This window comes from Streptomyces sp. NPDC004111 (genome assembly GCF_042874215.1).
Classification (GTDB): Bacteria; Actinomycetota; Actinomycetes; order Streptomycetales; family Streptomycetaceae; genus Streptomyces.
This window is the reverse complement of record NZ_JBIAMU010000027.1, coordinates 65,848-90,402: the sequence shown is the minus strand read 5'-3', so window position 1 is coordinate 90,402 and position 24,555 is coordinate 65,848. Positions and strand designations below refer to the sequence as shown.

Sequence of the window (24,555 nt, the reverse complement as noted above, 5' to 3'; positions counted from 1 at the left end):
TACGGCGGGGAGGGCTGCCGGTGGTACGGGGTACGGGGGTGTGCGGACGTATTCCGGGTGCCCGGCCGGGACGTCTGTGCGGCCGGGCCGGGCAGGCGGGTCGCCTCTGTCGCGGGTCAGCCCTTCAGGGCGCCGGAGGACAGGCCGCTGACGAAGGAGCGCTGGAAGAACAGGAAGACGATCACGGAGGGCAGCAGGGCCAGCAGGGCGGCGGCCAGCACCACGCCGGGGGTGACGTCGGGGTCGATCCGCAGGGTCCGCAGTGCCAGCGGGAGCGTGTAGGAGGAGGAGTCGACCGAGACGAGGAGGGGCAGCAGGTACTGGTCCCAGATCATGGTGAAGCCGAAGACTCCGATGACTCCCAGGGCCGGCTTGCACATCGGCAGGATGATCTGGAAGAAGATACGCAGGTCACCGGCGCCGTCGATGCGGGCGGCCTCCTCCAGTTCGCGGGGCACGTCCTTCATGAACTCGGTCATCACCAGGATGGAGAAGCCCCAGGCGCCCAGCGGGACGATCATTCCGGCCAGCGTGCCGATGAGGTTGAAGTGCAGGACCGGCAGGTCGGCGAGGATCAGGGACAGCGGGAGCGCCAGGATCTCCTCGGGCAGCATCAGCGTCGCCAGGATCGCGACGAGCACCACCGTCATGCCGGGGAAGACCTTCCGGGCCAGCGCGTATCCGGCCAGGACGGACACGGCCACCTGGAGCAGCAGCCCGAAGCCGACCACGAAGAACGAGTTCAGCAGGTACGCGAGCACGCCCTGGTCGAACGCGATCCTGAAGTTGTCCAGGGAGATTCCCGAGGGGATCACACTCAGCTGGGTGGGGTCCTTGACGTTGCCGAAGGCGCTGACGAGCAGGGCCAGCAGCGGTCCGCCGAAGACGATCAGGACCAGCAGGTAGATGACGGCCTTCAGGATCCGTCCGCCGGCGCTGCGGCTCTCGGTCAGACCCAGCGCGGTCTCGGTCGGCGCGTTCATTTGCTTTCCCTCCGCCGCAGCAGTTGGACGACGACGGTCAGGATCAGGGTCGCGCCGAACAGCAGGACCGCTCCCGCCGCGCCGACGCCGAGCCGGTTCTGCTCCAGTCCGAGCTTGTAGATGAGGGTCATGACGACCTCGGTGGAGCCGTCGGGCCCTCCGTTGGTCAGCAGGAACACCTCGGTGAACACCCGCAGTCCGCGGATCGCGGCGAGGATGAACAGGATCGAGAACACCGAGCGCAGTCCGGGCACCGTCACGTACCACACCCGCTGGAGCCGGGACGCTCCGTCGACCTTGGCGGCCTCGTACAGGCCGCGGTCCACGCTGGTCAGACCGGCAAGGAAGATCATCATGTCGTAGGGGGCGCCCCGCCAGATGCCGGTGAGCATGATGGAGGCCATCGAGGAGTCGGGGTCGTTGATGAATCCGGAGGGGCCGAACCCGACCAGGCCGAGGATGGAGTTGAGCATCCCGTCCTCGGTCGGGTGGTACATGATCCGCCACAGTTCGGCGACGACCGCGATGGGCACCACCACGGGGAGGAACGCCGCGGAGCGTACGAAGCCCAGGCGGCGGCTCTGTCCCTCCATCAGCAGGGCGAGGGCGAGACCGAGGGCCATCGAGCCCGCGGTCTGCCCGGCGGCGAGGACGACGGTGTGCCACGCGGCCTCGCGGAAGCCTTCGGACTGGAGCACCGTGGAGTAGTTCTCGGTGCCGACCCACTTGTTCCCCAGGTAGGGCTGAACCTCCTGGAAGGACATGGTCAGTGCGTTGACCATGGGGATGAACTTGAAGTACAGGAAGAGCAGCAGGGCGGGGGCGAGGAACAGCCAGGGCGTCCACCAGCGGCCCGACCTGCGGCCGTTCTTCCGGCGGCCGACGGCGCCTTCGCCCCGGCGGCCCGTGGTGCGGGTGGCGGGGCCGGCCGCCGCGGGGGCGGCCGGATCAGCCTGGTCGAGACTCATGACGCGGCGATCCCCTGCTCCTTGAGAATGCCGGCGAGCTGCTTGTCGAGGTCGGCCAGCTTGGTCGCGATGTTCAGGCTGCAGTCGGCCATCAGGGCGTTCACGGTGTCGGCCGTGGCCTGGCGCACCGGGGTCCAGTTCGGGATTGACGGCGCGTAGCGGCCGGAGCCCTGATACACCTCGGAGTAGGTCTTCCAGCGGGGGTCGGGGCGGACCTGGGAGATGTTCACCGTCTTGTTGACGGGGAGCTGGACGACGAAGCCGGTGTCGCCCTCCATGCCTGTCTTCTGGCCGGGTTCGGAGACCGCGTAGTCGGCGAAGGCGTCCTGGCCGGCCTGGTTCTCGGAGCCGGCCATCAGGTAGACCGAGCCGCCCTCGGCGAGGACGGTGGCGTCCTTGGGCCCCTTGGGCATGGGCACGACCTCGTACTTGTCCTTGCCGAGGCTCTCGTCGAACCGCGGCAGCATGTACGGGCCGACGACGTACATGCCGGCCTTGCCCGCCTCGAACGTCTCGTTGGTCGGCGGGGTGTCCATGGTCACCGAGCCCGGCTGGACGGCCTTGGCCTGGCAGCCGAGGTCGCGGAACCACTGCATGGCCTCGACGGACGCCTTGCTGGTCATCGCGGGCTTGTACTTGCCCTTGCCGGACTCGGTGATGAAGTCGCCGCCCGCGGCCCACAGGAAGTTGGAGAAGTACCAGGAGGCGTAGCCGCGCTTGGTGGAGAGGGGGGCGGCGAGGCCGGCGGTGTCCTGCTTGCCGTTGCCGTCGGGGTCCTTGGTGGTGAAGTCCTTGGCCATCGCGGCGAAGTCGGCCCAGGACTGCGGGACGCCGAGCTTCAGCTTCTGCCGCCAGTCCTTGCGGATGAGCAGGGCGGACGCCTGCGCCGAGTACGGCAGTGCGTACTGCTTGCCGTCCACGCTCTTGCCGGAGTCCAGGCTCTGGCCGATGAGGTTCTTGCCGTTCTTGACCTTGTCCAGGTCGATCTCGCGGAGCAGGCCCTGGCTGTGCATGGCCCCGAGCTGCGTCACGTCGTTCATGACGATGTCGGGGAGGTTCCGCTGTGCGGCCCGCTGCTGGAGCTTGGTCTCGAAGTCGTCGAAGATCGCCGTGACCTTGACCTTGTAGCCGGTGGCCTTCTCGAAGGCCTTGGCGAGCTTGAGGGTGCCCTGCTCCCCCGGTCCGCCGGGCTTGGTCCTGGTCCAGAGCTCCAGCGGCGATGTGGAGTCCTGCTTGGCGTTCACTCCCGCAGGACCGGATGTACAGCTGGTGAGGACCAGAGATGAGGCGAGAAGGCCCGCGCTGATCCATCGCAATCGCTGCATGACAACTCCCGTTTCGCTGTTGCCCAGTTGGCATAGAAAGCGCTTGCTGGGAAGGTAACGGGGTCCGAATCAGCGGTCAACAGTCCGATGAATATAAAGATTTCCGCAGTCGGCGGGTAACCGCACGGACACGCTTTCCCGGGCCTTGCCGGAGTGCTCGCGCAAACCGTCGGCCGACCCCCCGCAAGTATCGGCTGACCGAGGGAAAGGTCAATCATCCACGGAAAAATTCGCCCTGCCCAGAGGTGGATGCGGAACGCTCCGGACGGGGTTTCCCCGGTGCGGAACGGACCGTGCGCTCTTGGGGCGATGACATTCCAGTGATCCGATGTATGGTCCGAGCGAGTCGCCTGGCCCCAGTGGTGGACGAACCACGCCAGTCCGCGACATCCAGCCCGACACCTACTCACGCACCCGACCTGCGCCCGTTGGCCGGGTCGGCCGACGGGCCCGCCAGTGAACAGGCAGAGGAGAGCACCGACATGAACGAGCCGGCCACCGTACCGACAGCCCTGTTGGTCATGGAGGAAGAGCGCCGCGCGGACGTCTATCCGCCCGAGGTACTGGCCGGGATCGACCGGCTCGTGCAGTGGCAGGGACCGCCCCTCACCCGGCAGCAGCTCGCCGAGGACCCCTCGGTGCTGGCCGGGGTCGACGTCCTGCTCACGGGCTGGGGAGCGCCCGTGCTCGACGAGGCGCTCCTGGGGCACGCGCCCCGGCTGCGGGCCGTCCTCGTCGCGGCGGGCTCCGTCCGGCACCTGACCACGCCCGCGTTCTGGGAGCGCGGCATACCGATCGTCTCCGCCGCCGCGGCCAACGCCGTGCCGGTGGCGGAGTTCACCCTCGCCCAGGTCCTCCTCGGGCTGAAGCAGGTGCACCGGATCGCGCGGGACATGGCGAGCAGCCGCAGCTACCCGCGCGACGTCGCCGTGCCGGGCGCCTACCGGTCGCGGGTGGGCCTGCTGGGACTCGGGCACATCGGCAGGCTCGTCGCGGCCCACCTCGGCCGCTTCAACGTCGAGGTCCTCGCCACGGACCCCGTCGCCTCCGCCCAGACGGCACGGCAGGCCGGCGTCCGGCTCGTCGGCATCGAGGAACTCTTCGCCACCTGCCACGTGGTGAGCCTCCACGCGCCCCTGCTGCCGGAGACCCGCGGCACCGTCGGGGAGCGGCTGCTGAACTCCCTGGGGCCGGGCGCGACCCTGATCAACACGGCGCGCGGCGCACTGGTCGACGAGACGGCCGCGGCGCGGGTACTGCGCGCCAGGCCCGACCTCACGGCCGTGCTCGACGTCACGCACCCGGAACCGCCCGCCGCCGACTCGCCTCTCTTCGACCTCCCCAACGTGGTCCTGACGCCCCACATCGGCGGTGCGATGGGCGCCGAACGCAACCGCCTCGGACACCTCGTGCTCGACGAGCTGTGCCGCTTCACCGAGGGCCGGCCGCTCCAGCACGCCATCGACCCGGCGCGCGCCGCCTCGCTGGCCTGACCGCAGGGGGGCGTGGGGGCCTACGGCCCGGCACACCCTGCGAGGCGTCCACGCCCCCCTCGGCCCCGCTCCCGCACCACGTTCCGATGCCCGCGCGACGCGGGCACCGGGGCCGTGGAGCACCTGTTCCACGGGCGCGCCGAGGCCGCCCACCGGGATCGGCCCCGATCGGCGGTCCTTACGACGCACGGGCCCGCAGCGGCGTCGGGCGCGGCCCGGCCCGGCACGGCTGCCGGGCCCGCCCGGCCCGGCGGGCGGCGCATGGCGCCGGGCGTGCGCAGAGGCCGCCCGGCCCCCTGGAGTCATCGCGTACGTCCTAGCGTTTCCCGTCCGTGCGGCGCGGCAGCTGCCAGGGATTGGCGTCGCGCAGCGCGTCCGGCAGCAGCGCGTCGGGAAAGCCCTGCCAGGCCACGGGCCTGAGGAAGCGTTCGACGGCGGCGGTGCCCACGGAGGTCGACGTCGGCGCGGTGGTGGCCGGGTAGGGGCCGCCGTGCTGCTGCGCCCAGCTGACCGTGACTCCGGTCGGCCATTCGTTCCACAGCAGCCGGCCCGCCCGCTGGACGAGCGCGGGCAGCAGACCGCGGACCAGTTCGGCTTCGTTCTCCTCGCCCTGCACGGTCGCGGTGAGCCCTGGTTCGAGTGCGTCGAGCAGGCGCGCGAGTTCGGCCGCATCGGCGTAGGTGACCACCAGCGACGCGGGGCCGAAGCACTCCTGGTGCACCTGTGTGCCCGCGGCGAGGAACTCCTTGCCGCTGATGCCCAGCAGGGCGGGAGAGAACTCAGGACCGTCCTGTGTGGGCTCCGCCAGCGTCTCCACACCGGGCACCCCGCGCAGTTCGGAGACCGCGCGGGTGTAGCCCTGCGCGATGCGCTCGTTGAGCATCGGCTGGGCGGCGACGGCGGAGACCGCCGTTCGCAAGGTGTCGTCGAGCCCGTGGCCCTCCGGCAGGAGGAGCAGGCCGGGCTTGGTGCAGAACTGGCCGGCGCCCAGGGTGAACGACGCCACGTACGCCCGCGCGACCTCTTCGCCGCGGGCCGCGACCGCGCCCGGGGTGACGACGACCGGGTTGACGCTGCCCAGTTCGCCGTAGAACGGGATCGGGTGGGGGCGGCTGTTGGCGATGTCGAACAGGGCGCGTCCGCCCGGCACCGAACCGGTGAAAGCGGCTGCCGCGATCCGCTGGTCGCGCAGTGCGGTGACCCCGGTGTCGACGCCGTGGACGACCGCGAAGATCCCGTCCGGTGCCCCGGCCGCGACCAGCGCGTCGTGCACGAGTGTGCCGGTGCGGTGCGACAGTTCCGGGTGGCCCGGGTGCGCCTTGAGGACGACGGGGCAGCCCGCTGCCAGCGCGGACGCGGTGTCCCCGCCGGCGACGCTGAACGCGAAGGGGAAGTTGCTCGCGGCGAACACCAGCACCGGGCCGATCGGCGTCAGCATCCGGCGGATGTCGGGGCGCGGGCCCATCGGCCACGCGGCGTCCGCGTGGTCGACGGTGGCTCCGAGGAAGTGCCCGTCGTGGAGTTCGTCCGCGAACAGGCGCAGTTGGAAGGTGGTCCTGGCGAGTTCGCCCTTCAGCCGCGGTGCGGGCGGAAGGTGCGTCTCGGCCGCCGCCGTCGCGATGAGTTCCCCGGCCGCGCCGTCGAGCGCGTCGGCGGCGGCGGTCAGCCAGGCCGCGCGTTCGGCGGGGGTCGAGGCGGCTGCCGGTGCGGACGCTGCCGCGGCGGCGGCGAGTACGCGCTCCAGGGCGGCGGGGTCGGTGCGCTGGGTCATGAGTCCTTCCTGGGGAATGCGTGCGCCGCTTCCGTGGCGGCGCGCAGGTCCGGCAGGCGGCCGGGGCCGGCCAGACCGAGGTGGTAGAGGTGCAGCTCCGTGGCGCCCGCCTCGGCCAGTTCGGTGACGTAGCCCCGCATGTCGGGGACCGGGTTCGCGGCGACGGCGGTGAGGTAGCTGCCGACGTCCACGCGGGACGGGAGCCGCTGCCGGGCCTGCGCGACGGCGTCGGCACTGGCCGGGCCGGGCTGCCAGTTCTGCAGGACCACGGCGTCGACGTCGTCGGCCGCGGCCGGGGTCAGGCCGGGGAGCGCGCCGGTCGCCCAGGGGTCGGGCGATCCGTGCAGGACGACCCTGGTGCCGGGTTCGATCGCGGCGAGCACACCGCGTCGGAGCCGGTCGGTGCCCCGCTGCCGGGTTTCGAGGACCGTGGTCCTGATCCCGTCGGGCAGTTCGTCCTCGGTGGCGGAGAGGTCGGCGCTGTCCACCAGGCGGCGGACCTCGCTCCGCAGGGCGCCGCGGATGTCCTCGGCGACGGCGCCCGACGCGGTCCAGCCGTCGGCGCAGGCCGTGCAGCAGCACACGGAGAGCAGCCGGGCGACGGCGGGCGACCAGACGCCGTCGGTCTTCTCGTGCTGGTGCTGGTGGACGGCACCGAGCTGGCCGCAGGCCTCCAGGACCACCGACGCGACGTCGAGGCCCGCCAGGGATACGGCGGTCAGTGTGGCCGCGTACGCCTGGACCTCGGGCTGAGAGGGGCACAGTGCCCACGGGTAGCTCTCGCCGAAGCAGTTGCGCACGGCGTACTGGGGGAACCGGGTGCCCAGCCGGGAGTCGTGGGTGAGCACGATCCAGGCGGCGGCGGGCACACCGGCCGCGTTCAGCACGCGGACGGCGTCGCCCGCGCTGTCGGGCGAGGCGACCCAGTCCGGTGCGGCCGGGCGCAAGGTGGCGCCGTGCCAGGCCTCTTCGCGCACCGGGCGGTAGAGCGCCGCGTGCCGGGCGAGGACCGATGTGCCCGTGGGTGACCAGGGGGTGGCGGCGCGGGCGCTGTGGTACGAGACGGCGACGGCCACCTCGTCGACCCCCAGGTCCCGCGCCCGGTCCACGAACCCGGGGGCGTCCAGGACGTCCCACGGGTAGGCGTATCCGACGGTGCGCACCGTTTCACCACCGTGCCGTGTGGGGCTGGAACGAGGGGACGAACCTGCGCATGTAGGTGACGTCGTCCCGTTTGGTCTGTCCGCAGCGGACGTAGTCCTCGTGTGCCCTGGCCAGTGCGTCGGGGTCCAGTGCGATGCCCAGGCCGGGCCCGTCGGGCACGGCGACCGCGCCGCCGCGGAACTCCAGTGCTCCGGGGGCGACGACGTCGACGCCGCGCCAGGGCCAGTGGGTGTCGCAGGCGTACGTCAGGTGCGGGGTGGCGGCGGCGACGTGCACCATCGCGGCGAGGCTGATGCCGAGGTGGCTGTTGGAGTGCATGGAGAGCCCGACGTCGAAGGCCTCGCAGGTCTTCGACAGCGCCTGGGTGTCGCGCAGGCCGCCCCAGAAGTGGTGGTCGGACAGGACGACCCCGACGGCCCTGGCCCGGAACGCAGGTGCGATGTCCTCGAAGCGCACCACGCACATGTTGGTGGCCAGCGGCATGTTCGCCTCGGCGGCGACCTTCGCCATGCCGTCGATGCCGGGGGTGGGGTCCTCCAGGTACTCCAGGACGCCGTCCAGTTCGCGCGCGACCCGGATCGAGGTGTCGACCGTCCAGGCGGCGTTGGGGTCGATGCGCAGCGGGCGGCCGGGGAATGCGTCGGCCAGCGCGCGGATCCCGTCCATCTCCCGGTCGGGTTCGAGCGCGCCGCCCTTGAGCTTGATCGACTTGAAGCCGTACTGGTCGATCATCCGCGCGGCCTCGCCGACCAGGGCCTCCGGGGTGAGCACCTCGCCCCAGTCGTCCTGCGCCGCGTCGAGGTGCGCGCCGTACTTGTAGAAGAGGTACGCGGAGAAGTCGACCTCGTCGCGCACGCGTCCGCCGAGCAGGTCGACGACGGGACGGCCCAGGAAGTGCCCCTGGGCGTCCAGGGAGGCGACCTCGAACAGCGCGTACACGCTGGCGATGGTCTTGCTGACCGAGAAGCCGCCGGTGAGGCCGTGTTCGTCGGCGAACACCGCGCCGCCCAGTACGCGTGTCACGGTGCGGCGCAGGCCGGGCAGGTCGAACACGTCGTGTCCGGTCAGTTCCGGCAGCACCTTGCGCACCTGGTCGAGGAAGGCCAGGTCGCCGTAGGACTCGCCGAGTCCGACCACACCGTCCTCGCAGCGGAGTTCGACGACGCTGCGCAGTGCGTACGGCTCGTGCACGCCCATGGCGTTGAGCAGGGGCGGGTCGCGGAACGCGACCGGGGTCAGGACGACGTCGAGCACCTTCATCGGAGGTCGCCCTCCAGTGCGGCGAGCAGCGCGTGGCCGTCCTTGACGATCTTCGCCAGGCGGTCGGTCTGCTCCTCGGTGGGTTCGACGAGCGGCGGCCGGACGCCGCCGACCCTGTCGCCCCGCAGCCGTGCGCCGGCCTTGACCAGCGAGACCGCGAAGCCCGGGGTTTCGTCGCGCAGCGCCACCAGCGGCAGGTAGAAGCCGTTCAGCAGTGCGTCGACGGTCTTGTCGTCGCCCGCGGCGAGGGCTCCGTGGAAGCGGATCGCGATCTCCGGGGCGAAGCAGTGGACCGCGGAGGAGTAGCGGGCCACGCCGATCGCCCGGTAGGCGCGGGCGGAGACCTCGGCGGTCGGCAGGCCGTTGAAGAACAGGAACTCCTCGGCCCGCGGCGACTGCGAGCCGCGGACGGTGGTGACGATCCTGGTCATCAGCTCGACGTCGCCGACGCCGTCCTTGAGACCGGCCACGGAGGGGATGTCGAGCAGCTGGAGCGCGGACCTGGGGGTGAAGGCGCCGTTGGCACGGTGGTAGACGACGACGGGGACGGTGGTGTCGTGCACCGCGTGGCGCACGTGGTCGACGAGGCCGGACGGCGGCCCGGACACGAGGTAGGGCGGCAGGAGGAGCACGCCGTCGGCGTTTCCTTCCTGGGCCGCCGCGACGCCGGCCCGTGCGGTCGCGGCGCCGCCTCCGGCGCCCATCCAGACCGGCACCCGGCCGGCGACCACTTCGCGCGCCCTGCGCAGGAGCGCGGCCTGCTCGTCGGGCGTGGTCGCGCTGAACTCGCCGGTTCCGCAGGCGATGAACAGCGCTCCGGCGCCGGCCGCGACGTGCCTCTCGACCGTTTCGGCGAACGCGTCGAGGTCGACGGCGAGTTCGCTGGTGAAGGGGGTGAGGGGGAACGCGAGCAGGCCGTCGAGCTCGACGTGGGGTTGTGCCATCAGCTTGTCACTCTTTCGTTCTTGAAGGGTCGTGCTTGCGGGTCATGAGGGGCAGGAGGCTTGGTGGCTGCGGGGTTCGCCGGGCGGCCGGTGGCCGCGCTCAGGCGCGTACCGCTGTCGGGGCCGGTGGGTCGTCGCCGACGGTGGTGTCGTCGTCCTCCCTGCCGACGAGTTCGATCATCTCGTCGGTGGATTCCTTGCGTTCGGGGGCGAGCAGCCCCAGTCCGCCGTAGAGGGCCAGGGAGACGAGCACGGGTGTCGCGACGGTGACCGTCGCGTTGGCGGCGAGGACGTAGTAGCAGAGGGCGTAGGCGATCAGGCCGCCCGCCCAGGAGGTCAGGGCCGCCCGTGGCCCGCAGTTGCGGAAGGCGGGGAGCATGCCGAGCAGCAGGGGGACCGATATCGGTCCCATCAGGGCCGCGACCCACGAGACGACGATCTGGAGGACACCGCCGAGGTTCTGTGCCTGGGTGGCGACCACCATGGTCAGGACGACGAAGACGATGGTGGAGGTCCGGGCGGCCCGCAGCCCCTCTGCCTCGGTGAAGCTCCTCGCCCGGCGCCACAGGGCGGGCAGCATGTCCCGGGTGATCACCGACGAGATCGCGTTGGCGTCGGAGGAGACCATCGCCATGGTGTGCGAGAAGATCCCGGCCAGTACGAGGCCGATCAGGCCGGGCGGCAGGAACGTCATGGTCATCACGGCGTACGAGGTGTTGGGGTCCGCCAACCCCGGGACGAGCAGCGGGGCCGCGAACATCGGGAACATCAGGACCGGCGGCCACAGGAGGTAGAGGGCCGACGAGAGCCGTGCGCCGCGACGTGCCTCGCGGGTGTTGGGGGCGGCCATGTAGCGCTGCGCCAGGTTCCACATGCCACCGTTGTACTCAAGTGTCTTCACCAGGACGTAGACCAGCAGGAAGACGGTCGTGTACTTGGCGGTCGCGGGGTCGAGGTGGCCCTCGGGGAGCTTGGCCCACATCGTCCAGAGTCCGGAGACGCCGCCGAGCTTGCCGAGGATGACCCAGATCATCACGAGGGCGGCGACGGCCTGGATCACGAACTGGCCGAAGTCGGTGAGCGCGTCGGCCCACAGGCCGCCGGCGGTGCAGTAGACGAGGGTGACCGAGCCGGTGAGAAGGATGCCCCAGACGTAGGGGACTCCGGCGAAGACGTTGAGGAGGGTCGCCACGGCGTACCACTTGGCCGCGATGTCGAAGATCTTCAGCAGGCTGCCGCTCCACGCGAGGGCCTGTTGTGTGGGGACGTTGTAGCGCTTGGCGAGGTATTCGAGCGGTGAGGCGACGCCGACCTTCGAGCGCAGCCGGTTCCACCGGGCGGCGAAGAGCCAGCTGCCGATGCCGACACCGATGCCGATGCTGGCGAAGCCCCAGAAGTAGACGGTGATCCCGCTCGTGTACGCCACGCCCGCGTACGCCACGAAGAGCACCGCGCTGTAGCCGGACATGTGGTGGGAGATCCCGGCCAGCCACCAGGGCATCCGGCCGCCGGCGGTGAAGAAGTCGCTGACGTTGGAGACCCTCCGGTGGGACCACCAGCCGATCACCACCATCAGCACGAAGTAGCCGCACACCATTGCCCAGTCGAGGAAGTGCACCACTGACCTCTCTCACTGTTCATGTACGTGAACGGAGTCTGATATGGTGATCGCAGTTCATGGAGCAGAATGCTGTTCCGGGACGTTAATGTGGTGTGCCACAGGTGTCAACGGCTGGACGAAGGAGCGCCTCGTGCCGCAGAAGGCGGGAACCCCGGCAGGCGGGAACACGGTCGAGTCGGCGGGGGTCAAATCGGCGCGCCGCGCCATCGATCTGCTGGAGACCTTCGCGGCCAGCGGTGTCTGGCTGTCGCTCGCCGATCTCCAGGCGAGCACCGGTTTCCCCCGGTCGAGCCTGCACGGGCTGCTGCGCACCCTGCTCGACGCCGGGTGGCTGGAGGCCGACTCGGGTACCGGGCGCTACCGCCTCGGGGTACGGGCGCTCATCTGCGGCACCGCGTACCTGGACCGCGACCCCGTCGTCCCGTACGCGACGGAAGCGCTCGAACTCGTCCGTGAGAAGACCGGGTTCACGGCGCACTACGCCCGCCGCAACGGCGCGGAGGTGGTGTACCTGGAGACCAGGGAGTCGGCCAGGTCCACCCATCTGGTGTCCCGCGTCGGCCGCACCCTTCCCGCGCACGCCACCGCCCTCGGGAAGGTGCTGCTCGCCGAGCTGACGCACGACGAGATCGAGGCGGTGCTCAGCGACCCGCTGACCGCGCTGACCCCGAACACCATCACCTCGGTCGAGGCCCTCCACGCGGAGTGCGCCCTGACCAGGGAGCGCGGCTACGGCGCCGAGGTCGAGGAGGGCGGGCTCGGGGTGCGGTGCGTCGCCGCGGTGATCCCGTACCGCATCCCCGCCACTGACGCGATGAGCTGTTCCATGCCCGTCGACCAGGTCACCGACGACGACGTCCGGCACGTCGGCGAGCTGCTCGCCGAGGCCACCGCGGAGCTCGGGCAGCGCCTGCGCCGCGCGGGAATTCGCTGATTTCTCCCCTTTCCCTGTGCGTCCGTAGAGAAAAGAGAGCACCGATGGCAGACCAGCGTGTCCTGATCACCGGATCGGCGGGCATAGTCGGCAGCCTGATGCGCCCGCGGCTCCGCCGCGAGGGCCGGATCCTGCGCCTGCTGGACCTTTCCCACCAGTCGGCCGCGGAGGCGGGCGAAGCGGTCGAGCTGGTCTCGGCCTCGGTCACCGACCCGGTCGCGATGGCCGAGGCCTGCGCCGGTGTCGACGCGGTGATCCACCTCGGCGGGCACAGCCGCGAGACGTCTTGGGAGGAGACCCTCGACGTCAACATCAACGGCACCAGGACGGTTCTGGAGGCCGCCCGCGCGGCCGGTGTCCCGCGGGTGATCCTCGCTTCCAGCAACCACGCCGTCGGATTCCGGCGCAACGACGAAGCCGGCGAGACGGGCCTGGCCGCCGACTCCACCGCCCGCCCCGACACCTTCTACGGCGTGAGCAAGGCCGCCATCGAAGCGCTCGGCAGCCTCTACCACTCACGGTTCGGCATGGACGTCGTCGTCGTCCGCATCGGGTCCTGCTTCCCGAGCCCGGCCACCCTCGGACCGCGCGGCCTGGTCACCTGGCTCTCCCCCGGCGACGCCGCGCGCCTCTTCGAGGCCTGCCTGGCCACCCCGTCGCCCGGCTACCGCCTGATCTGGGGCGTCTCGGACAACACGCGCCGCATCTACTCCCTCGCCGAAGCCGAGGCGCTGGGCTACGTCTCCCAGGACAACGCCGAGACGTACGCGGACCAAATCGACTCCCCCGCCCCCACCGGGCCCGCCGCGAGGTACGTCGGCGGCCCCTTCGTCACGACCCCTCTGGGCGAGCCCAACCCCCTCTAAAACCGCGGGCCCGGCCCGCGCCGCTCCCCCACGGACACGGGAGCGGCGCGGCATCCGCGGAGCGCGGGGACGCGGGGACGATCAGTAGAAGCGGCGGACGAAGACGTCCGACTTCCCGTTGGTGTCACCGGGCACCAGGTCGTCGGCCGCGGACCGGAAGACCACGTCGCGCCCGCCTGCGCTGACCGCGTCGACCCCGGCCGAGGCGGGCCTGTCCGAAACCACCTCGTCGGTGCCCGTGCGCAGGTCGCGCAGGACGAGCGACGGTCCGGTCGTGTCGCGCGGGGCGAACAGGAGGTAGTCGCCGCCCGGGTCGATGGCCAGGCCCGTGACGCCGGGCACCAGTTGGGCGGTGCCGGAGCCAACGTCATGGACGTAGGTGTCGGAGCCCGAGAGGTAGACGACCTTGCTGCCGTCCTCGCTGATCTGGACGACGGACGCCTCCTTGGCCGGGCCCTCGACCGGGCCGGAGGTGGAGCCGTAGGCGCGGTCCCACAGGAAGACGTCGCCGGCCCTGCCGTCCTGGTAGGCGACGAATCGGCCGTCTCCGCTGAGGGACGGCCGGGACGGCGCGGTGTGGTCGAACCAGGCGAGTTCCTGCTTGGTGCCGGCCTGCCAGTCCCACACGTCGATGCGCTGGCTGGTCGACGGCCGGCCGGAGGTGGCGACATTGGCGACGTAGCGCCCGTCCCCGCTCAGTGACGGCTGACTGCAGCTGAGCGCATCGCAGTTGAGGCCGATGGAACTGCCCGCGGTCCACTGGCCGAGCTTGACCTTGGTGTCCCGGAACAGCTGCACCCAGTAGGCGGTGTACTCCCCGTCGCCGCTGATCACCGGGGAGTGCAGCGGCGAGGTGCCCACGCGCTTGAGCTGTCCCGACCGCTGGTCGCGCAGGTACACGCCCTCGTCCCCTGAGGTACCGCCGGGCAGGAGGTTCTTCGCCGTCGACGAGAAGACGACGCGGCGGCCGTCGGTCGTGATCGCACCGCCGGTGGAGTCGCCGTCGGACTGGGTTCCGTCCGCACCGACACTGACCCGCTCGATCCCGGCGCCGCCGGACCGCACGGCGCCTCCGGGGTCGGCCGAGGCGGTCGCGGGCAATGCCGTGGCGACCGCGCACGCGACGACTGCCGCGGATAAAGCAATGCGGACACGTCTGTAAGTGTTCCGGCTCGTGTTTTCCGTCATTCTTCCCCCACTCGGAAATAGGTCTTGCCGCCGGCTCCCCACCGGTCGGCCCCAGGAATGCAACCGCGACAAAGCCGAGGGGTCAATGCGTCAGAAGACATGTGAGAGGCGTCGTTTCGGTACTGGGGGCGAATTGGTCCACACCCCGCGTCGCACGGGCCCGCGACCGCATTGTCAGTGGCAGCTGGAAGGATCTCCGTCATGAGCGACGATTCCTTTGACTGGCACGGCTTTCTCGACCGCTGGCAGGCGGAATGGGTTCCCCCGTACGGGGAGGACGAGGAGTACGGTCCCGGTGCCGTCCGGCTGGGCCGCCCCGGGGCGGACGAGGCAGCGATATCCCTGGCCGAGCAGCGGCTGGGGACGCGGCTGCCGCCCTCCTACCGCGGGTTCCTGGCCGCCAGCGACGGATGGCAGGTGGAGCAGACGGCCGGGGTCCACGTCCTGGGCGGTGCAGCGGACATCGACTGGTCCGGCGATCCGTACGGGTTGACGGAGGTGTACCAGGAGAGCCTGGACGACGACCCGAGCGAGCAGGACGTCCTGCTCGCCGGGATGTGGCAGCGGGCGCTGCAACTGGAAACGGAATCCGACATGACGCTCGCCCTGCTCGATCCGGGCGACCGAGACGAGCAGGGCGAGTGGGCGCTGTACGTCTACAAGGGCTGGAGCGGCTCGTACCCGGACCGCTACCCGTCGTTCCGTGCCTACATGGAGGCCATGTACCGGGGCTTCCACGGCGACCGGGTGGAGCGGCCCGGCTTCGAGAACGACACCACGCGCGCCCAGGACGCACGCGTCGAGGAGGCCCGCCTCCTCGCGCTGCGCGGACGGCCAGGGGAAGCCGTGCCGTTGCTGGCGGAGGCCCGGTCCTTCGGACGGCCCCACAGCGGCCTGCTGCTGAACCAGTTGGAGCAGCTGGCGGCGGGCGACACCCAGCGGGACTACGGTCTGCTGGTGGCCGACCCCTGCTACGGACCCGATCTCCTCGCGGTGTCCGCCGTCGCGCGGGCCGACGACACCCGGGAGGGCGGGGACGAGCACTGGCTGGGCATGATGGCCGCCCGCGGGGTGGACCGGCAGGCCGCCGAGGACCTGCTGAACGCTCTGCGCGACGGCACCCACCGCTACGCACCGCCGGGTGCGTGGGGCCGGGCCGTCGAAGAGGCGCGGGAGTCCGCCCGATGGGGAGCGACCGATGCCGCGTGGCACACCCTGCGGGACGCACTCGGGCGGTGGAGCCCGCCCGGACCGCTGTGCCTCGCACCCCTCGGCCTGCTCGCCGATCCGCTGCTGGGGCCGCTGATCACCCCGGAGCGGGGCCGCGAGATCCTCGCGACCGCGCGCGCGGGCGAGTCGGGGCCCGCTCCCGAGCCGGTTCCCGACCTCGACCCGCCGGGTCTCGGCTGGCTCACGACGACCGGGTTGCACGGGCGGCCGTTCGACTCGTACCGCTGTATCTGGGTCGAGGGGACCGGCCCCGCCGGACTGCCCGCTCTGATCGGTGAGGAGGGCGCGGAACTCGGTGCGCCCGTACGGGCTGTCACGGCGCACCGGCAGCTGCGGCAGAACCACGAGCGGGAGGGCGTCGAGCTCTGGGAGGACCGGGCACCGGTCATGGTCGGCCGCTGTGGTGAGGGGTGGTCCTTCGCCTTCGACGGCCATTCCCACCGGGGCATCAGCCACCTGTTCCGCTCCCCCGCCGTGGCCGCGTCCGCGTCGGGCCGCGCCGTGGTGGTGTGGCGCGAGCAGCACCGGTCCTCGGGCGACCGGCCGGCCGCGTTCCACGTCTCGGTTGCCGAACACGGCGCGGAGCTGTACGCGTTCACGGTGCGGGGCGACGACATCCAGGCTTCGGGGGCGATACCCGGGGCGCTGGATCCCGCGCTGTTCGCCGGCCCCCCGGACACCGCCGGGGAGCGCGAGGCACGCCTGCTGGAGGCGCTGCACGACGAACTGGGTCTGGCGCTGCCCTGTTTCGCCCTGACCCGTGGAAGTCTGCCCATGTTCATTACCCGGTCCTGGACCCGGGCACCGCACGAGGGCGAGGGGTTCGCGTACCTGCGCCTGGTACGGCATCGCGACTGACACCGCGGGCACGACAGGCACCGCCCGGGGCAGCACCTGGCACGTGGCTAGCATCCAGTCATGGCTGACGACACCCCGCGCCTCGACCGAATACGACACAACGCCCCTGCGAGCGGCACCGGTTCGCCCTTCGACACCGTCGTGGACCGCAGGAACAGCAACTCGATGAAATGGGCCCGCGCCCACGAGTTCCTGACGGCGGACGAGGTGGCGGCCGACCCGCTGCCGATGTGGGTGGCCGACACCGACTTCAGGGCGCCGGAGGTCGTCATCGACGCGCTGCACCGGGCGGTCGACCACGGCGTCTTCGGCTATCCCGGCGGCGCGACCGACAGCTACCTCGACGCCGTGACCGGCTGGCAGGCCAGGCGGTTCGGCTGGGAGGTGCCGCGGGAGTGGGTGATGCAGACCGCGGGCATCCTCACCACGCTCAAGACGGCGGTCCAGGCGCTCTCCGCGCCGGGCGACTCGGTCCTGATCCAGCCGCCCGTCTACGCCCACTTCCACGAGGACGTCCTGCTCAACGGGCGCCACCTCACGTACGCACCGCTGCTGCGGACCGAAGACGGCTACCGGTTCGACGCCCGTACTTTCGAGGCCGCCATCCGGCCCGACACGAAGCTGTTCATCCTCAGCCACCCCCACAACCCCACCGGAAACGTGTGGACGGAGGAGGAGCTGCGGACCATGGGCGAGATCTGCGTGCGCCACGGCGTTCTCGTCGTCTCCGACGAGATCCACCAGGACCTCCTCCTCAACCCGGACAGGAAGCACATCCCCTTCGCCTCGCTCGGCCCGGAGTTCGCACGCAACAGCATCACCTGCACCGCCCCCAGCAAGACGTTCAACCTCCCGGGCCTGCAGAGCGCCAACGTCTTTGTGCCCGACCCCCGGCTGCGCGCGGAACTGGCCCGCCAGTACGACCGCAATGTGTTCCCGCTGGTCAACGTGCTGGGCATGGTCGCCGCCGAGGCCGCGTACGCACACGGCGAGCCCTGGCTGGAGGACATGCTCACCTATCTGCGCGGCAACCACGCCCGCTTCGCCGACGCGGTCAATTCCGCCACCACCAAGGTGCGGGTGCTCCCGGCCGACTCCCTCTACCTGGCGTGGATGGACTGCCGCGGCCTCGGCATGGACGCCGAGTCGCTGGACAAATTCATGCTCACCAGGGCACGGCTGTGGCTGGACAAGGGGCAGAAGTTCGGGATCGAGGGCCACGGCTACATGCGGGTGAACCTGGGCTGTCCGCGCTCCACGGTCGACGAGGCGATCGGCCGGCTGCTCGCAGCCGTCAAAGACACGTGAACATCGGCAGACCCCCTTACTACTCGGTGATACCGTATAGTGGTACTCGGTACTACGCAGTACCACTGTGCGCCGAGGAGGACCCGCGATGGACGACCTGACGGAGATGCTGAAGGGGACGCTCGAAGGGTGCGTGCTCGAAATCATCGCCGGTGAGGAGACCTACGGCTACGCCATCACCCGCCGGCTCAACGAACTCGGCTTCGTCGACGTCGTCGAGGGGACCGTGTACACCATCTTGCTGCGACTGGAACGGAACAAGCTCGTCCAGGTGACGAAGCGGCCGTCCGGGGTCGGCCCGCCGCGCAAGTTCTACGCGCTCAACGACACCGGGCGCGAGGAACTGGCGAAGTTCTGGACGAAGTGGAACTACGTCTCATCACGCATCGACAAGCTCAAGGAGGGCGGGAAGTGAACTTCTGGGAGACCATCACCGGCAGCGACCTCACCAGGGAATGGAAGGCCTTCGAAGTTCGGGCCGGGGCCCTGCCCGAGGAGTACCGGGCCGCGTGGGAGCAGATCAAGTACCACCTCTCCCCCCACGGTGACTTCACCGGCCGCAACCTGATGCCGATCCTCGACTCCGCCCTGGGGCTGCTGGAGCAGACGGCGGCGGACGGGCAGAGCATCGACGAGGTACTGGGCGACGACATCCCCGGCTTCTGCACCGCGCTGGCCGGCGGCGAGGGCGCGCGCACGTATCGCGACCGGTGGCGCAAGCAGTTGAACAGGAACGTCGCCAGGAAACTGAGCAGGCTGGGAGGCTGACGTGAGTATCCAGGACATCGTCGAGGGCAAGAAGCAGTGGCGGGCGCACATGGCCCGGGTCAAGGCACTCCCGCCGGACTACCGGATCGTCTACAAGGAGATGCAGAAGTACCTGTTCAAGGTCGGCCCGGTCGACCTGCCGACCGGCCCTCTGCTCCCGGAGATCGTCGACTTCTTCGAGGAGGGCGCGGCCACCGGGAAGGGCGTCCTGGAGCTGATCGGCACCGACGTCGCCGCGTTCTGCGACGATCTGATCAAGGACTCGCCCACCTACGCGGACGTCTACCAGGAGTCCCTCGGCAGGGGTTCCGGTACGGCCACGAAGTAGCTCCCTCGCTCTGGCCCGGCAGGAGGAGGGCTCCTGGACGCAGCGGCCCCGACGGGCCTTCCCGTCGACGACGAGCACTAGCGATCGATCTTGAACAGTTTTCCGATCGGACACGCGAAAGAGTGCCGGTGTGCCCGCACTGTTCCCGGTTCGTTGTCACCGTCGTATGGTCTTGGCACTTGCCGCGCCCCTACAGCGAGTTGGGCAGGCCGGATCGGGGAGGAGGGGTGTCGTGACGGAAGCCCTTGGTACGGAATGGGCCGCGCGGGCAAGGTGCCGGACCGTGGACCCGGACGTGCTGTTCGTCGAAGGTGCGGCACAGAACCGGGCGAAGGCGTTGTGCACCGGCTGTCCCGTACGTGCCGACTGCCTCGCCCATGCTCTGGACCACCGGATCGAGCACGGCGTCTGGGGCGGTATGACGGAGCGCGAGAGACGCGCGTTGCTGCGCCGCAGGCCGCTCGTGACGTCCTGGCAGCGGCTGCTCGACGCCGCGTACACCGAGTACGAACGGGATACCGCAGGGCACGTGAACGGCGAGCGGACGACGGCCGCGGGCTGATCTCCGGACCCGGCGGGCCCTCATGGGGATGCCGCTGTGCGGGAGGAACGAACGGTTCGTCGAACAGGGGAGGTTCTGGTTACGACGGCCAGCCGACCGCCCCGTCACTTACCACCAGCACCTCGTGCTCGGTCTCTTCGTGGAACCGGGTCCAGCCCAGAGCCACGCCGCCATCGGGCCTTCGATGAGGATCGCCGGCCCGGTGCGCGAGCCAGGTGAGGAGTTCACCGGTGCGCTCGAAGTCCTCGGGGTGGATCTCCTGCCGGCTGACCAGGGCCCAGGCGGCGCACTGGGTGTCCTGCTTGCGTGCCAGGACGGAGACCGCCTCACCCTGCACCTTGCAGGCTTCGCCGCGTTGGGCCAGGAGCGGTTCGGGGCAGTTCTCCACGACCGGTTCGCCGTGCTCGTCCTCCGCCACGAACGGAAAGTCCGTCACGATGCGGAGGACCTCGGGCTGCGGGCCCAGTCCGAGGTGCCATCGGAGTTCGGCGAGCTCCTCCTCCGACACCTCGTCGCAAAGGTCCACGCTGAGCATGAGTTCAAAGATGTCTGCCACGGTCGCACACCCTAGTTCTCACGTCTGACAGCACTGTCCTCGACTGCCGGTGCGCCTGCCTCGGCACACGGCCGGGCCTGTTCCAAAATTTCTTGGAACTCGGCTGACCACGAATGTCGAGAACGTGTCCGTGGCTCCGTCCCAGGGACATCAGCGGCCACCACCGGCCGCGCGAGGCAGAGGGAGAGGACCAGCATGGCTGTTCAGCGGATGGACAACGTCGGCATCGTCGTCGAGGACATGGACGCCGCCATCGCGTTCTTCGTGGAGCTCGGTCTGGAGCTGGAGGGCAGGGGCCAGGTCGAGGGGCTCTTCGCCGACCAGTGCACCGGGCTCGACGGCGTCCGCTGCGAGATCGCGATGGTCCGGACCCCCGACGGCCACAGCCGACTGGAACTCGCGAAGTACCACCGGCCCGCGGTGATCAGCTCCGAGCCGCGCAACCGGCCGCACAACGTGCTGGGCACGCACCGTGTCATGTTCGCCGTCGACGACATCAAGGACACCGTCGCCCGGCTGCGTCCCCACGGGGGCGAACTGGTCGGCGAGATCGCCCGGTTCGAGGACAGCTATCTGCTCTGCTACCTCCGCGGTCCGGAGGGCATCATCGTCGGCCTGGCCGAGCAGCTGCAGTAACGCACTCGCCGTGAGGCCGCAGAGCCTCGGAGCCGTAGGGCCTTGGAACCGTAGGGCCTCGGAGCTGAAGAGCCGAAGAGCCCTGGAGCCGTAGAGCCGTAGAGCCGTACAACACCCATGACTTCCCGCCCGAGGAGAGCGACATGACCAAGCAGTCCGGCCGCCGAGTGACCGCCAACCTGGCCCTCAGCCTCGACGGGCACTACCACGGCCCCGCCGGGGCCCATGACTTCGGTGCGTTCGTCCCGTACGTGACCACCGAAACCGCACGCAACCACCTCACCCGCATCTGGGAGGGCGCGACCACTGCCCTGCTCGGCAGGGTCAACGCCGAGGGATTCCTCGGCTACTGGCCGTCGGTCGCCGCGGACGCGAACGCCGATCCGCGTGACCGTGGCTATGCGAAGTGGCTGGTCGACACCGAGAAGGTGGTGTTCTCGACCACCTTGTCCGAGGCGCCGTGGGAGCACACCCGCGTGGTGAACGCCCCCGCCGCGGACGTCGTCGCCGGCCTCAGGGGCACCGGTGGGGGCGACATCCTCGTCAACAGCAGCGCGAGCATCATCAAGCCGCTCCTCTCCGCGGACCTGGTGGACCGGCTGTACCTGCTGATCTGTCCCGAGATCGTTGGCGGCGGACCGCGGCTGTTCGACGACGGCCTGCCGGGCTCGCAGTGGACGCTCGCCCATCAGGAGGCCGGCGACCTGGGCGAGATCGCCGTGGTCTACGACCGGGTCCGTTGATCCGGCCCCTCCGTGCACTTGCCCGACGGGCTCGGGTGCTCCCTGGGAACTCCACGGTCACAACGCCGCACTGCGAGCCGCTGCGTCAGATGACGCGGAACAGGTCAGCAGCGGCGTGCACGTCCGTGAGGTCGTCGACGGTGCGGAGGTTGTCGGAGAGGAGATCCAGGACTGATTCGGGTTCGGCCGCACGCGGGGCGCCCACGGCTATGGCGAAGAGCCGGAAGTCCAGGCGGTGTTTGGCCGTTCGCCAGTCACTCAGCCACTCCTCGCCGACGTCGCACTCGTCGTCGGTGATCATCACGATGTCGCCGCGTGAGCGCGACGCGTCGTTGAGCTCCTGGTCCAGGATTTCCGTGGCGGCCCTCAGCGGACTCTCGTAGCTGGTTCCGCCGCCGAGGAAGGTCTCGGCGAATTCCAGGACCCGGCCGGTCGCGACCTGTTCGCCCGCGGGAAAGCGGAAGGTCTGGATCTTGCCGGGGGCGGAGAAGAGGATGCCGACGAAGTCGCGCCGGGCGTGGCGGGCCTGGTCCAGCAGGGCCAGGGCGCACCCCTTCGCCCAGGCCTCCCTGGTGACGCCGCCGGGGCCGGCTTCGTACATGGAGTGCGAGGTGTCGACGCACGCGACGATGGCGCCCCGGCCGGTGCTCTGCTCGCCCACGTTGTCGTACAGCATGAGTTCGCCCGCCGCATAGCGGGCGGCGAAGAGTGCGCGCAGTTCCGGGGAGCCGAGGTGGGCGAGTTCGGCGGGGACGATGCGGGAGAGGTCGTCGCCGAGTGTGACGCCGACCAGTTCTCCGGTGGTGCGGTGCACCTTGCGGGCGCGCTCGCCGTCGGCCATCCGGCGGAAGCGGCCGATCAGGTCGGCCCACCGGGCGAGCCGTCCGGTACCCAGTCGTTGGGCGAGGCGCAGGCGCTGGTCGAACGGCATCCGTTCCGTTTCCGCCGGGGCGACGCCCCAGGCACGCATCAGCGCGGCCTCCTTGCGGGCGGCGGCGACCGCCCGTGCCGCCGCGGTGTGCGTGGCGGCCCGGACTCCGGGGGCCACCGCCGTGAGTGCCTGGTCAAGGGACTGCCCGGCCTGCCGGGCGGTGGCCCCGGCGGCCTCGGCGGCGGTGACGGCCTGTCGTACGGCGTCGGCGGCCCGATCCGGCACGGCACCCGCCCCGTCGGTCTGGCCGACGGCTTCGCGGAGTGCCGCGGCCACGGCGGCCGCCGCGTGCTCCGCGTTCCGCTGTGCCTCCTTCGCCCGGTCCGCGCCGTCCTGCTCCCGCCGGGTGTTCTCCAGGATCCGGCGAAGTTCCGGGGCGAGCGCGAGCACGGCCAGGGCTGCCGCGTAGGGGTCGCCCGCGGACGTGCTGCGCAGCTCGTCGAAGTCGGCGGACTCCGTCAGCGCGGTCACGATCCGGTGATGGAGCAGCCGGGTCGGATCCATGGCGGCGGCTGCGCGCACCTGTGGCCCCGTCGGCCGGTAGGCGGCCACGAAGACGTCCGTCAGCAGGTCGCGGGCGCCCGGGTGGGTCGCTTCCAGGTCAGCGGCCAGTTCGTGCAGCGCGGTCGCCCGCCCGTAGGTGTCGCGCCAGGTGGCGAGGTCGAACCGGTCCGCCAGGACGGCGGTGGTGTGCCGCTCGGCGGTGCCGGAGGAGCGGGCCAGCCAGGTCCCGGACAGCCGGGTCAGCGCGGCGAGGGTGTTCGGAGTCTCGCTCACCATGCGCTTGCGGCCGGTCCTGACCCCGTTGTCACCATGCTCGTGTCCAGGCCCAGGGCCTCGGTCAGTACGCGGGCGCGGACGGCGTGCTGACGGCTCGTGACACGGTCGACGGTGGCCGTGGAGCGGCCGGTGCGTACGGCCTCGCTCCGCAGCTCCTCCAGCCGCTTCCCCGCCGTGGCGAGTTTGTGGTGGGCGTTCTTGATGACCCAGGTGCTCAGCGCCTCGCGGGACTGCCCGGACATGGAGTCGAGCTGGACCTCCAGTTCGTCGAGGAGGTCGGCGAGGTCGAGTGCCTCCTTGGCGTCGGGGCTGACCAGGTGCAGTACTTCCCGTTCGACGGTGGGCCGTTCGGCGGGCGAGTTCCACAGGACGTGGGTCAGTACCGGCAGATCCTGCGCGCCGACCGACGTACGGCCGTCGAGGTAAGCGGACGCCTGGAGCAGGCGCACCGCCTGCCGCCACCGCCGGTCGGAGGCGACGATCTCCTTGCGGCGCAGGGCGGAGCGCAGAGTGCAGACCGCGTCCACGAGCGTGTCCGGGACCTGCACGGCCGGTACGTCCTGGGTCACGGCCTGCTGGAGTGCGGTCAGTTCCACGGTCGTACGGGGTGGCCGGCGCGGGGTGCTGGTGACGGCAGAGCGGATCAGGGCGGCGAAGTTCACCGGGTCGTTGAGGTAGCCGACCTCGATCCGTACCAGCAGGCGGTCGTAGATCGCGGCCGAGTCCTCGCCGCCGGGCAGTTCGTTGCTGGCGGTGATGGCGCCGATCAGGGGGCAGCGGATGGGCTCGCCGCCGTTCTCCGGGTGGTAGATCCGCTCGTTGAGGTAGCCGAGCGTCTCGTTCAGGGCCGCCGTGGAGCACTTGAATATCTCGTCGATGAACGCGATGTGCGCGGTGGTGGCGCGGCCGTCGTAGACCTGGCGGTACTCGCCGCGGGCCAGGGCGGCGACGTCGATCGGTCCGAACATCCTGGTCGGAGCAGTGAACTTGGACAGCAGGATCTCCCAGTACGACGCCCCGCCGACCCGTCCGGTGAGCTCGCGGGCCAGCTCGGACTTCGCCGTGCCGGGCGGGCCGAGCAGCAGTGAGTGCTGTCCGGACAGCAGCGTCACCACGAGGGTCCGCACCACGTCGTCCCGCTCGTGGAACCGGTCCGACAGCTCACCGGTGATCGCCCGCAGCCGCACGGCGGTGTCCTGCGTGTCCTGTGCGCCCAACTCTTCGTCTCCGTAGTCTCGTTCGCGGTGCCGTCCCGCGCTCCGCCGTGCCGATCCGGGTGCTGAGCGGAGGCCGTTCGCGCGGTCTCGGCACCATCGGCCGGAAACGGCCGCCCCTCGG

General features: G+C 70.7%; 23 protein-coding genes. 11 read left to right on the top strand and 12 right to left on the bottom strand.

The window, feature by feature from the left end; all coding sequences use genetic code 11:
* Positions 1-116 precede the first annotated feature (116 nt).
* From ACFYVL_RS38830 to ACFYVL_RS38820, 3 genes are read right to left on the bottom strand one after another with little or no spacing between them, the layout of a single operon-like run.
* Complete coding sequence (locus ACFYVL_RS38830; RefSeq protein ID WP_389253715.1) at positions 117-983, bottom strand: carbohydrate ABC transporter permease; 867 nt, start codon at positions 981-983, stop codon at positions 117-119.
* Positions 980-1,951: a carbohydrate ABC transporter permease gene (locus ACFYVL_RS38825; RefSeq protein WP_389253713.1), complete on the bottom strand. Its 972-nt coding sequence runs from the start codon at positions 1,949-1,951 to the stop codon at positions 980-982. The genes ACFYVL_RS38830 and ACFYVL_RS38825 overlap by 4 nt, the downstream gene beginning before the upstream one ends.
* Positions 1,948-3,276, bottom strand: coding sequence for an extracellular solute-binding protein (locus ACFYVL_RS38820; RefSeq protein ID WP_389253711.1), 1,329 nt, complete (start codon positions 3,274-3,276; stop codon positions 1,948-1,950). Before ACFYVL_RS38820 ends, ACFYVL_RS38825 begins: the two co-directional genes overlap by 4 nt.
* Before the next feature lie 482 nt (positions 3,277-3,758).
* Between ACFYVL_RS38820 and ACFYVL_RS38815 the strand changes: the two genes are divergently transcribed.
* Positions 3,759-4,769, top strand: coding sequence for a hydroxyacid dehydrogenase (locus ACFYVL_RS38815; protein ID WP_389253709.1), 1,011 nt, complete (start codon positions 3,759-3,761; stop codon positions 4,767-4,769).
* A 316-nt stretch (positions 4,770-5,085) separates the two neighbouring features.
* Here ACFYVL_RS38815 and ACFYVL_RS38810 read toward each other — a convergent pair whose 3' ends face one another.
* From ACFYVL_RS38810 to ACFYVL_RS38790, 5 genes are all read right to left on the bottom strand, one after another.
* On the bottom strand, positions 5,086-6,540 hold the full coding sequence (locus ACFYVL_RS38810; protein WP_389253707.1) for an aldehyde dehydrogenase (NADP(+)): 1,455 nt from the start codon (positions 6,538-6,540) through the stop codon (positions 5,086-5,088).
* Positions 6,537-7,703, bottom strand: a complete 1,167-nt coding sequence (locus ACFYVL_RS38805) for a hypothetical protein (RefSeq protein WP_389253701.1) — start codon at positions 7,701-7,703, stop codon at positions 6,537-6,539. The genes ACFYVL_RS38810 and ACFYVL_RS38805 overlap by 4 nt, the downstream gene beginning before the upstream one ends.
* A 4-nt stretch (positions 7,704-7,707) precedes the next feature.
* Positions 7,708-8,964, bottom strand: a complete 1,257-nt coding sequence (locus ACFYVL_RS38800; RefSeq protein WP_389253699.1) for a glucarate dehydratase family protein — start codon at positions 8,962-8,964, stop codon at positions 7,708-7,710.
* Entirely contained in the window at positions 8,961-9,908 is a 948-nt protein-coding gene (locus tag ACFYVL_RS38795) for a 5-dehydro-4-deoxyglucarate dehydratase (RefSeq protein ID WP_389253697.1), read from the bottom strand. Before ACFYVL_RS38795 ends, ACFYVL_RS38800 begins: the two co-directional genes overlap by 4 nt.
* 100 nt (positions 9,909-10,008) lie before the next feature.
* Positions 10,009-11,505 (bottom strand): sodium:solute symporter family protein, encoded by a 1,497-nt coding sequence (locus tag ACFYVL_RS38790; protein WP_389253776.1) that lies wholly within the window; start codon positions 11,503-11,505, stop codon positions 10,009-10,011.
* A gap of 154 nt (positions 11,506-11,659) precedes the next feature.
* Here ACFYVL_RS38790 and ACFYVL_RS38785 point away from each other — a divergent pair, with 154 nt between their 5' ends.
* Both ACFYVL_RS38785 and ACFYVL_RS38780 read left to right on the top strand, forming a co-directional pair.
* Complete coding sequence (locus ACFYVL_RS38785) at positions 11,660-12,463, top strand: IclR family transcriptional regulator (protein ID WP_389253695.1); 804 nt, start codon at positions 11,660-11,662, stop codon at positions 12,461-12,463.
* Positions 12,464-12,507: 44 nt separating this feature from the next.
* Complete coding sequence (locus tag ACFYVL_RS38780; protein ID WP_389253693.1) at positions 12,508-13,329, top strand: NAD-dependent epimerase/dehydratase family protein; 822 nt, start codon at positions 12,508-12,510, stop codon at positions 13,327-13,329.
* Between the two features lie 81 nt (positions 13,330-13,410).
* Here ACFYVL_RS38780 and ACFYVL_RS38775 read toward each other — a convergent pair whose 3' ends face one another.
* On the bottom strand, positions 13,411-14,394 hold the full coding sequence (locus ACFYVL_RS38775) for a hypothetical protein (RefSeq protein WP_389253691.1): 984 nt from the start codon (positions 14,392-14,394) through the stop codon (positions 13,411-13,413).
* A gap of 324 nt (positions 14,395-14,718) precedes the next feature.
* Here ACFYVL_RS38775 and ACFYVL_RS38770 point away from each other — a divergent pair, with 324 nt between their 5' ends.
* The 6 genes from ACFYVL_RS38770 (at position 14,719) to ACFYVL_RS38745 (ending at position 19,571) form a co-directional block, all read left to right on the top strand.
* Positions 14,719-16,605: an SMI1/KNR4 family protein gene (locus tag ACFYVL_RS38770; protein WP_389253689.1), complete on the top strand. Its 1,887-nt coding sequence runs from the start codon at positions 14,719-14,721 to the stop codon at positions 16,603-16,605.
* Positions 16,606-16,665: 60 nt separating this feature from the next.
* Positions 16,666-17,913: a MalY/PatB family protein gene (locus ACFYVL_RS38765; RefSeq protein ID WP_389253687.1), complete on the top strand. Its 1,248-nt coding sequence runs from the start codon at positions 16,666-16,668 to the stop codon at positions 17,911-17,913.
* Positions 17,914-18,001: 88 nt separating this feature from the next.
* Positions 18,002-18,328 carry a PadR family transcriptional regulator gene (locus tag ACFYVL_RS38760; protein ID WP_389253685.1) on the top strand — a complete coding sequence of 109 codons (327 nt, stop codon included), beginning with the start codon at positions 18,002-18,004 and terminating at the stop codon, positions 18,326-18,328.
* The gene (locus tag ACFYVL_RS38755) at positions 18,325-18,681 is read left to right on the top strand and encodes a DUF1048 domain-containing protein (protein ID WP_389253683.1); all 357 of its coding nucleotides are present in this window, start codon (positions 18,325-18,327) and stop codon (positions 18,679-18,681) included. Before ACFYVL_RS38760 ends, ACFYVL_RS38755 begins: the two co-directional genes overlap by 4 nt.
* Before the next feature lies 1 nt (position 18,682).
* A complete protein-coding gene (locus tag ACFYVL_RS38750) occupies positions 18,683-19,009 on the top strand; it encodes a DUF1048 domain-containing protein (protein WP_389253681.1) in 327 nt (108 codons plus the stop codon).
* 166 nt (positions 19,010-19,175) lie between these two features.
* Positions 19,176-19,571 carry a WhiB family transcriptional regulator gene (locus ACFYVL_RS38745; RefSeq protein ID WP_389253679.1) on the top strand — a complete coding sequence of 132 codons (396 nt, stop codon included), beginning with the start codon at positions 19,176-19,178 and terminating at the stop codon, positions 19,569-19,571.
* A gap of 79 nt (positions 19,572-19,650) precedes the next feature.
* Here ACFYVL_RS38745 and ACFYVL_RS38740 read toward each other — a convergent pair whose 3' ends face one another.
* Positions 19,651-20,127 (bottom strand): hypothetical protein, encoded by a 477-nt coding sequence (locus ACFYVL_RS38740; protein WP_389253677.1) that lies wholly within the window; start codon positions 20,125-20,127, stop codon positions 19,651-19,653.
* A gap of 195 nt (positions 20,128-20,322) precedes the next feature.
* On the opposite strand from ACFYVL_RS38740, the gene ACFYVL_RS38735 reads away from it, so the two are divergent.
* Together ACFYVL_RS38735 and ACFYVL_RS38730 are read left to right on the top strand one after the other, a co-directional pair.
* Positions 20,323-20,763 (top strand): VOC family protein, encoded by a 441-nt coding sequence (locus tag ACFYVL_RS38735; RefSeq protein WP_389253675.1) that lies wholly within the window; start codon positions 20,323-20,325, stop codon positions 20,761-20,763.
* Positions 20,764-20,906: 143 nt separating this feature from the next.
* Complete coding sequence (locus tag ACFYVL_RS38730) at positions 20,907-21,506, top strand: dihydrofolate reductase family protein (RefSeq protein WP_389253673.1); 600 nt, start codon at positions 20,907-20,909, stop codon at positions 21,504-21,506.
* Positions 21,507-21,591: 85 nt separating this feature from the next.
* Here the strand turns inward: ACFYVL_RS38730 and ACFYVL_RS38725 are convergent, their stop codons facing one another.
* A complete protein-coding gene (locus tag ACFYVL_RS38725) occupies positions 21,592-23,217 on the bottom strand; it encodes a VWA domain-containing protein (RefSeq protein WP_389253671.1) in 1,626 nt (541 codons plus the stop codon).
* Entirely contained in the window at positions 23,211-24,434 is a 1,224-nt protein-coding gene (locus ACFYVL_RS38720) for an AAA family ATPase (RefSeq protein WP_389253669.1), read from the bottom strand. Before ACFYVL_RS38720 ends, ACFYVL_RS38725 begins: the two co-directional genes overlap by 7 nt.
* Positions 24,435-24,555 lie beyond the last annotated feature (121 nt).

Coding starts and splice junctions, on each gene's coding strand:
- ACFYVL_RS38830 (WP_389253715.1), bottom strand. CDS start 983: ATGAACGCGCCGACCGAGACCGCGCTGGGTCTGACCGAGAGCCGCAGC.
- ACFYVL_RS38825 (WP_389253713.1), bottom strand. CDS start 1,951: ATGAGTCTCGACCAGGCTGATCCGGCCGCCCCCGCGGCGGCCGGCCCC.
- ACFYVL_RS38820 (WP_389253711.1), bottom strand. CDS start 3,276: ATGCAGCGATTGCGATGGATCAGCGCGGGCCTTCTCGCCTCATCTCTG.
- ACFYVL_RS38815 (WP_389253709.1), top strand. CDS start 3,759: ATGAACGAGCCGGCCACCGTACCGACAGCCCTGTTGGTCATGGAGGAA.
- ACFYVL_RS38810 (WP_389253707.1), bottom strand. CDS start 6,540: ATGACCCAGCGCACCGACCCCGCCGCCCTGGAGCGCGTACTCGCCGCC.
- ACFYVL_RS38800 (WP_389253699.1), bottom strand. CDS start 8,964: ATGAAGGTGCTCGACGTCGTCCTGACCCCGGTCGCGTTCCGCGACCCG.
- ACFYVL_RS38795 (WP_389253697.1), bottom strand. CDS start 9,908: ATGGCACAACCCCACGTCGAGCTCGACGGCCTGCTCGCGTTCCCCCTC.
- ACFYVL_RS38790 (WP_389253776.1), bottom strand. CDS start 11,505: ATGGTGTGCGGCTACTTCGTGCTGATGGTGGTGATCGGCTGGTGGTCC.
- ACFYVL_RS38780 (WP_389253693.1), top strand. CDS start 12,508: ATGGCAGACCAGCGTGTCCTGATCACCGGATCGGCGGGCATAGTCGGC.
- ACFYVL_RS38770 (WP_389253689.1), top strand. CDS start 14,719: ATGAGCGACGATTCCTTTGACTGGCACGGCTTTCTCGACCGCTGGCAG.
- ACFYVL_RS38765 (WP_389253687.1), top strand. CDS start 16,666: ATGGCTGACGACACCCCGCGCCTCGACCGAATACGACACAACGCCCCT.
- ACFYVL_RS38760 (WP_389253685.1), top strand. CDS start 18,002: ATGGACGACCTGACGGAGATGCTGAAGGGGACGCTCGAAGGGTGCGTG.
- ACFYVL_RS38745 (WP_389253679.1), top strand. CDS start 19,176: ATGGTCTTGGCACTTGCCGCGCCCCTACAGCGAGTTGGGCAGGCCGGA.
- ACFYVL_RS38735 (WP_389253675.1), top strand. CDS start 20,323: ATGGCTGTTCAGCGGATGGACAACGTCGGCATCGTCGTCGAGGACATG.
- ACFYVL_RS38730 (WP_389253673.1), top strand. CDS start 20,907: ATGACCAAGCAGTCCGGCCGCCGAGTGACCGCCAACCTGGCCCTCAGC.
- ACFYVL_RS38725 (WP_389253671.1), bottom strand. CDS start 23,217: ATGGTGAGCGAGACTCCGAACACCCTCGCCGCGCTGACCCGGCTGTCC.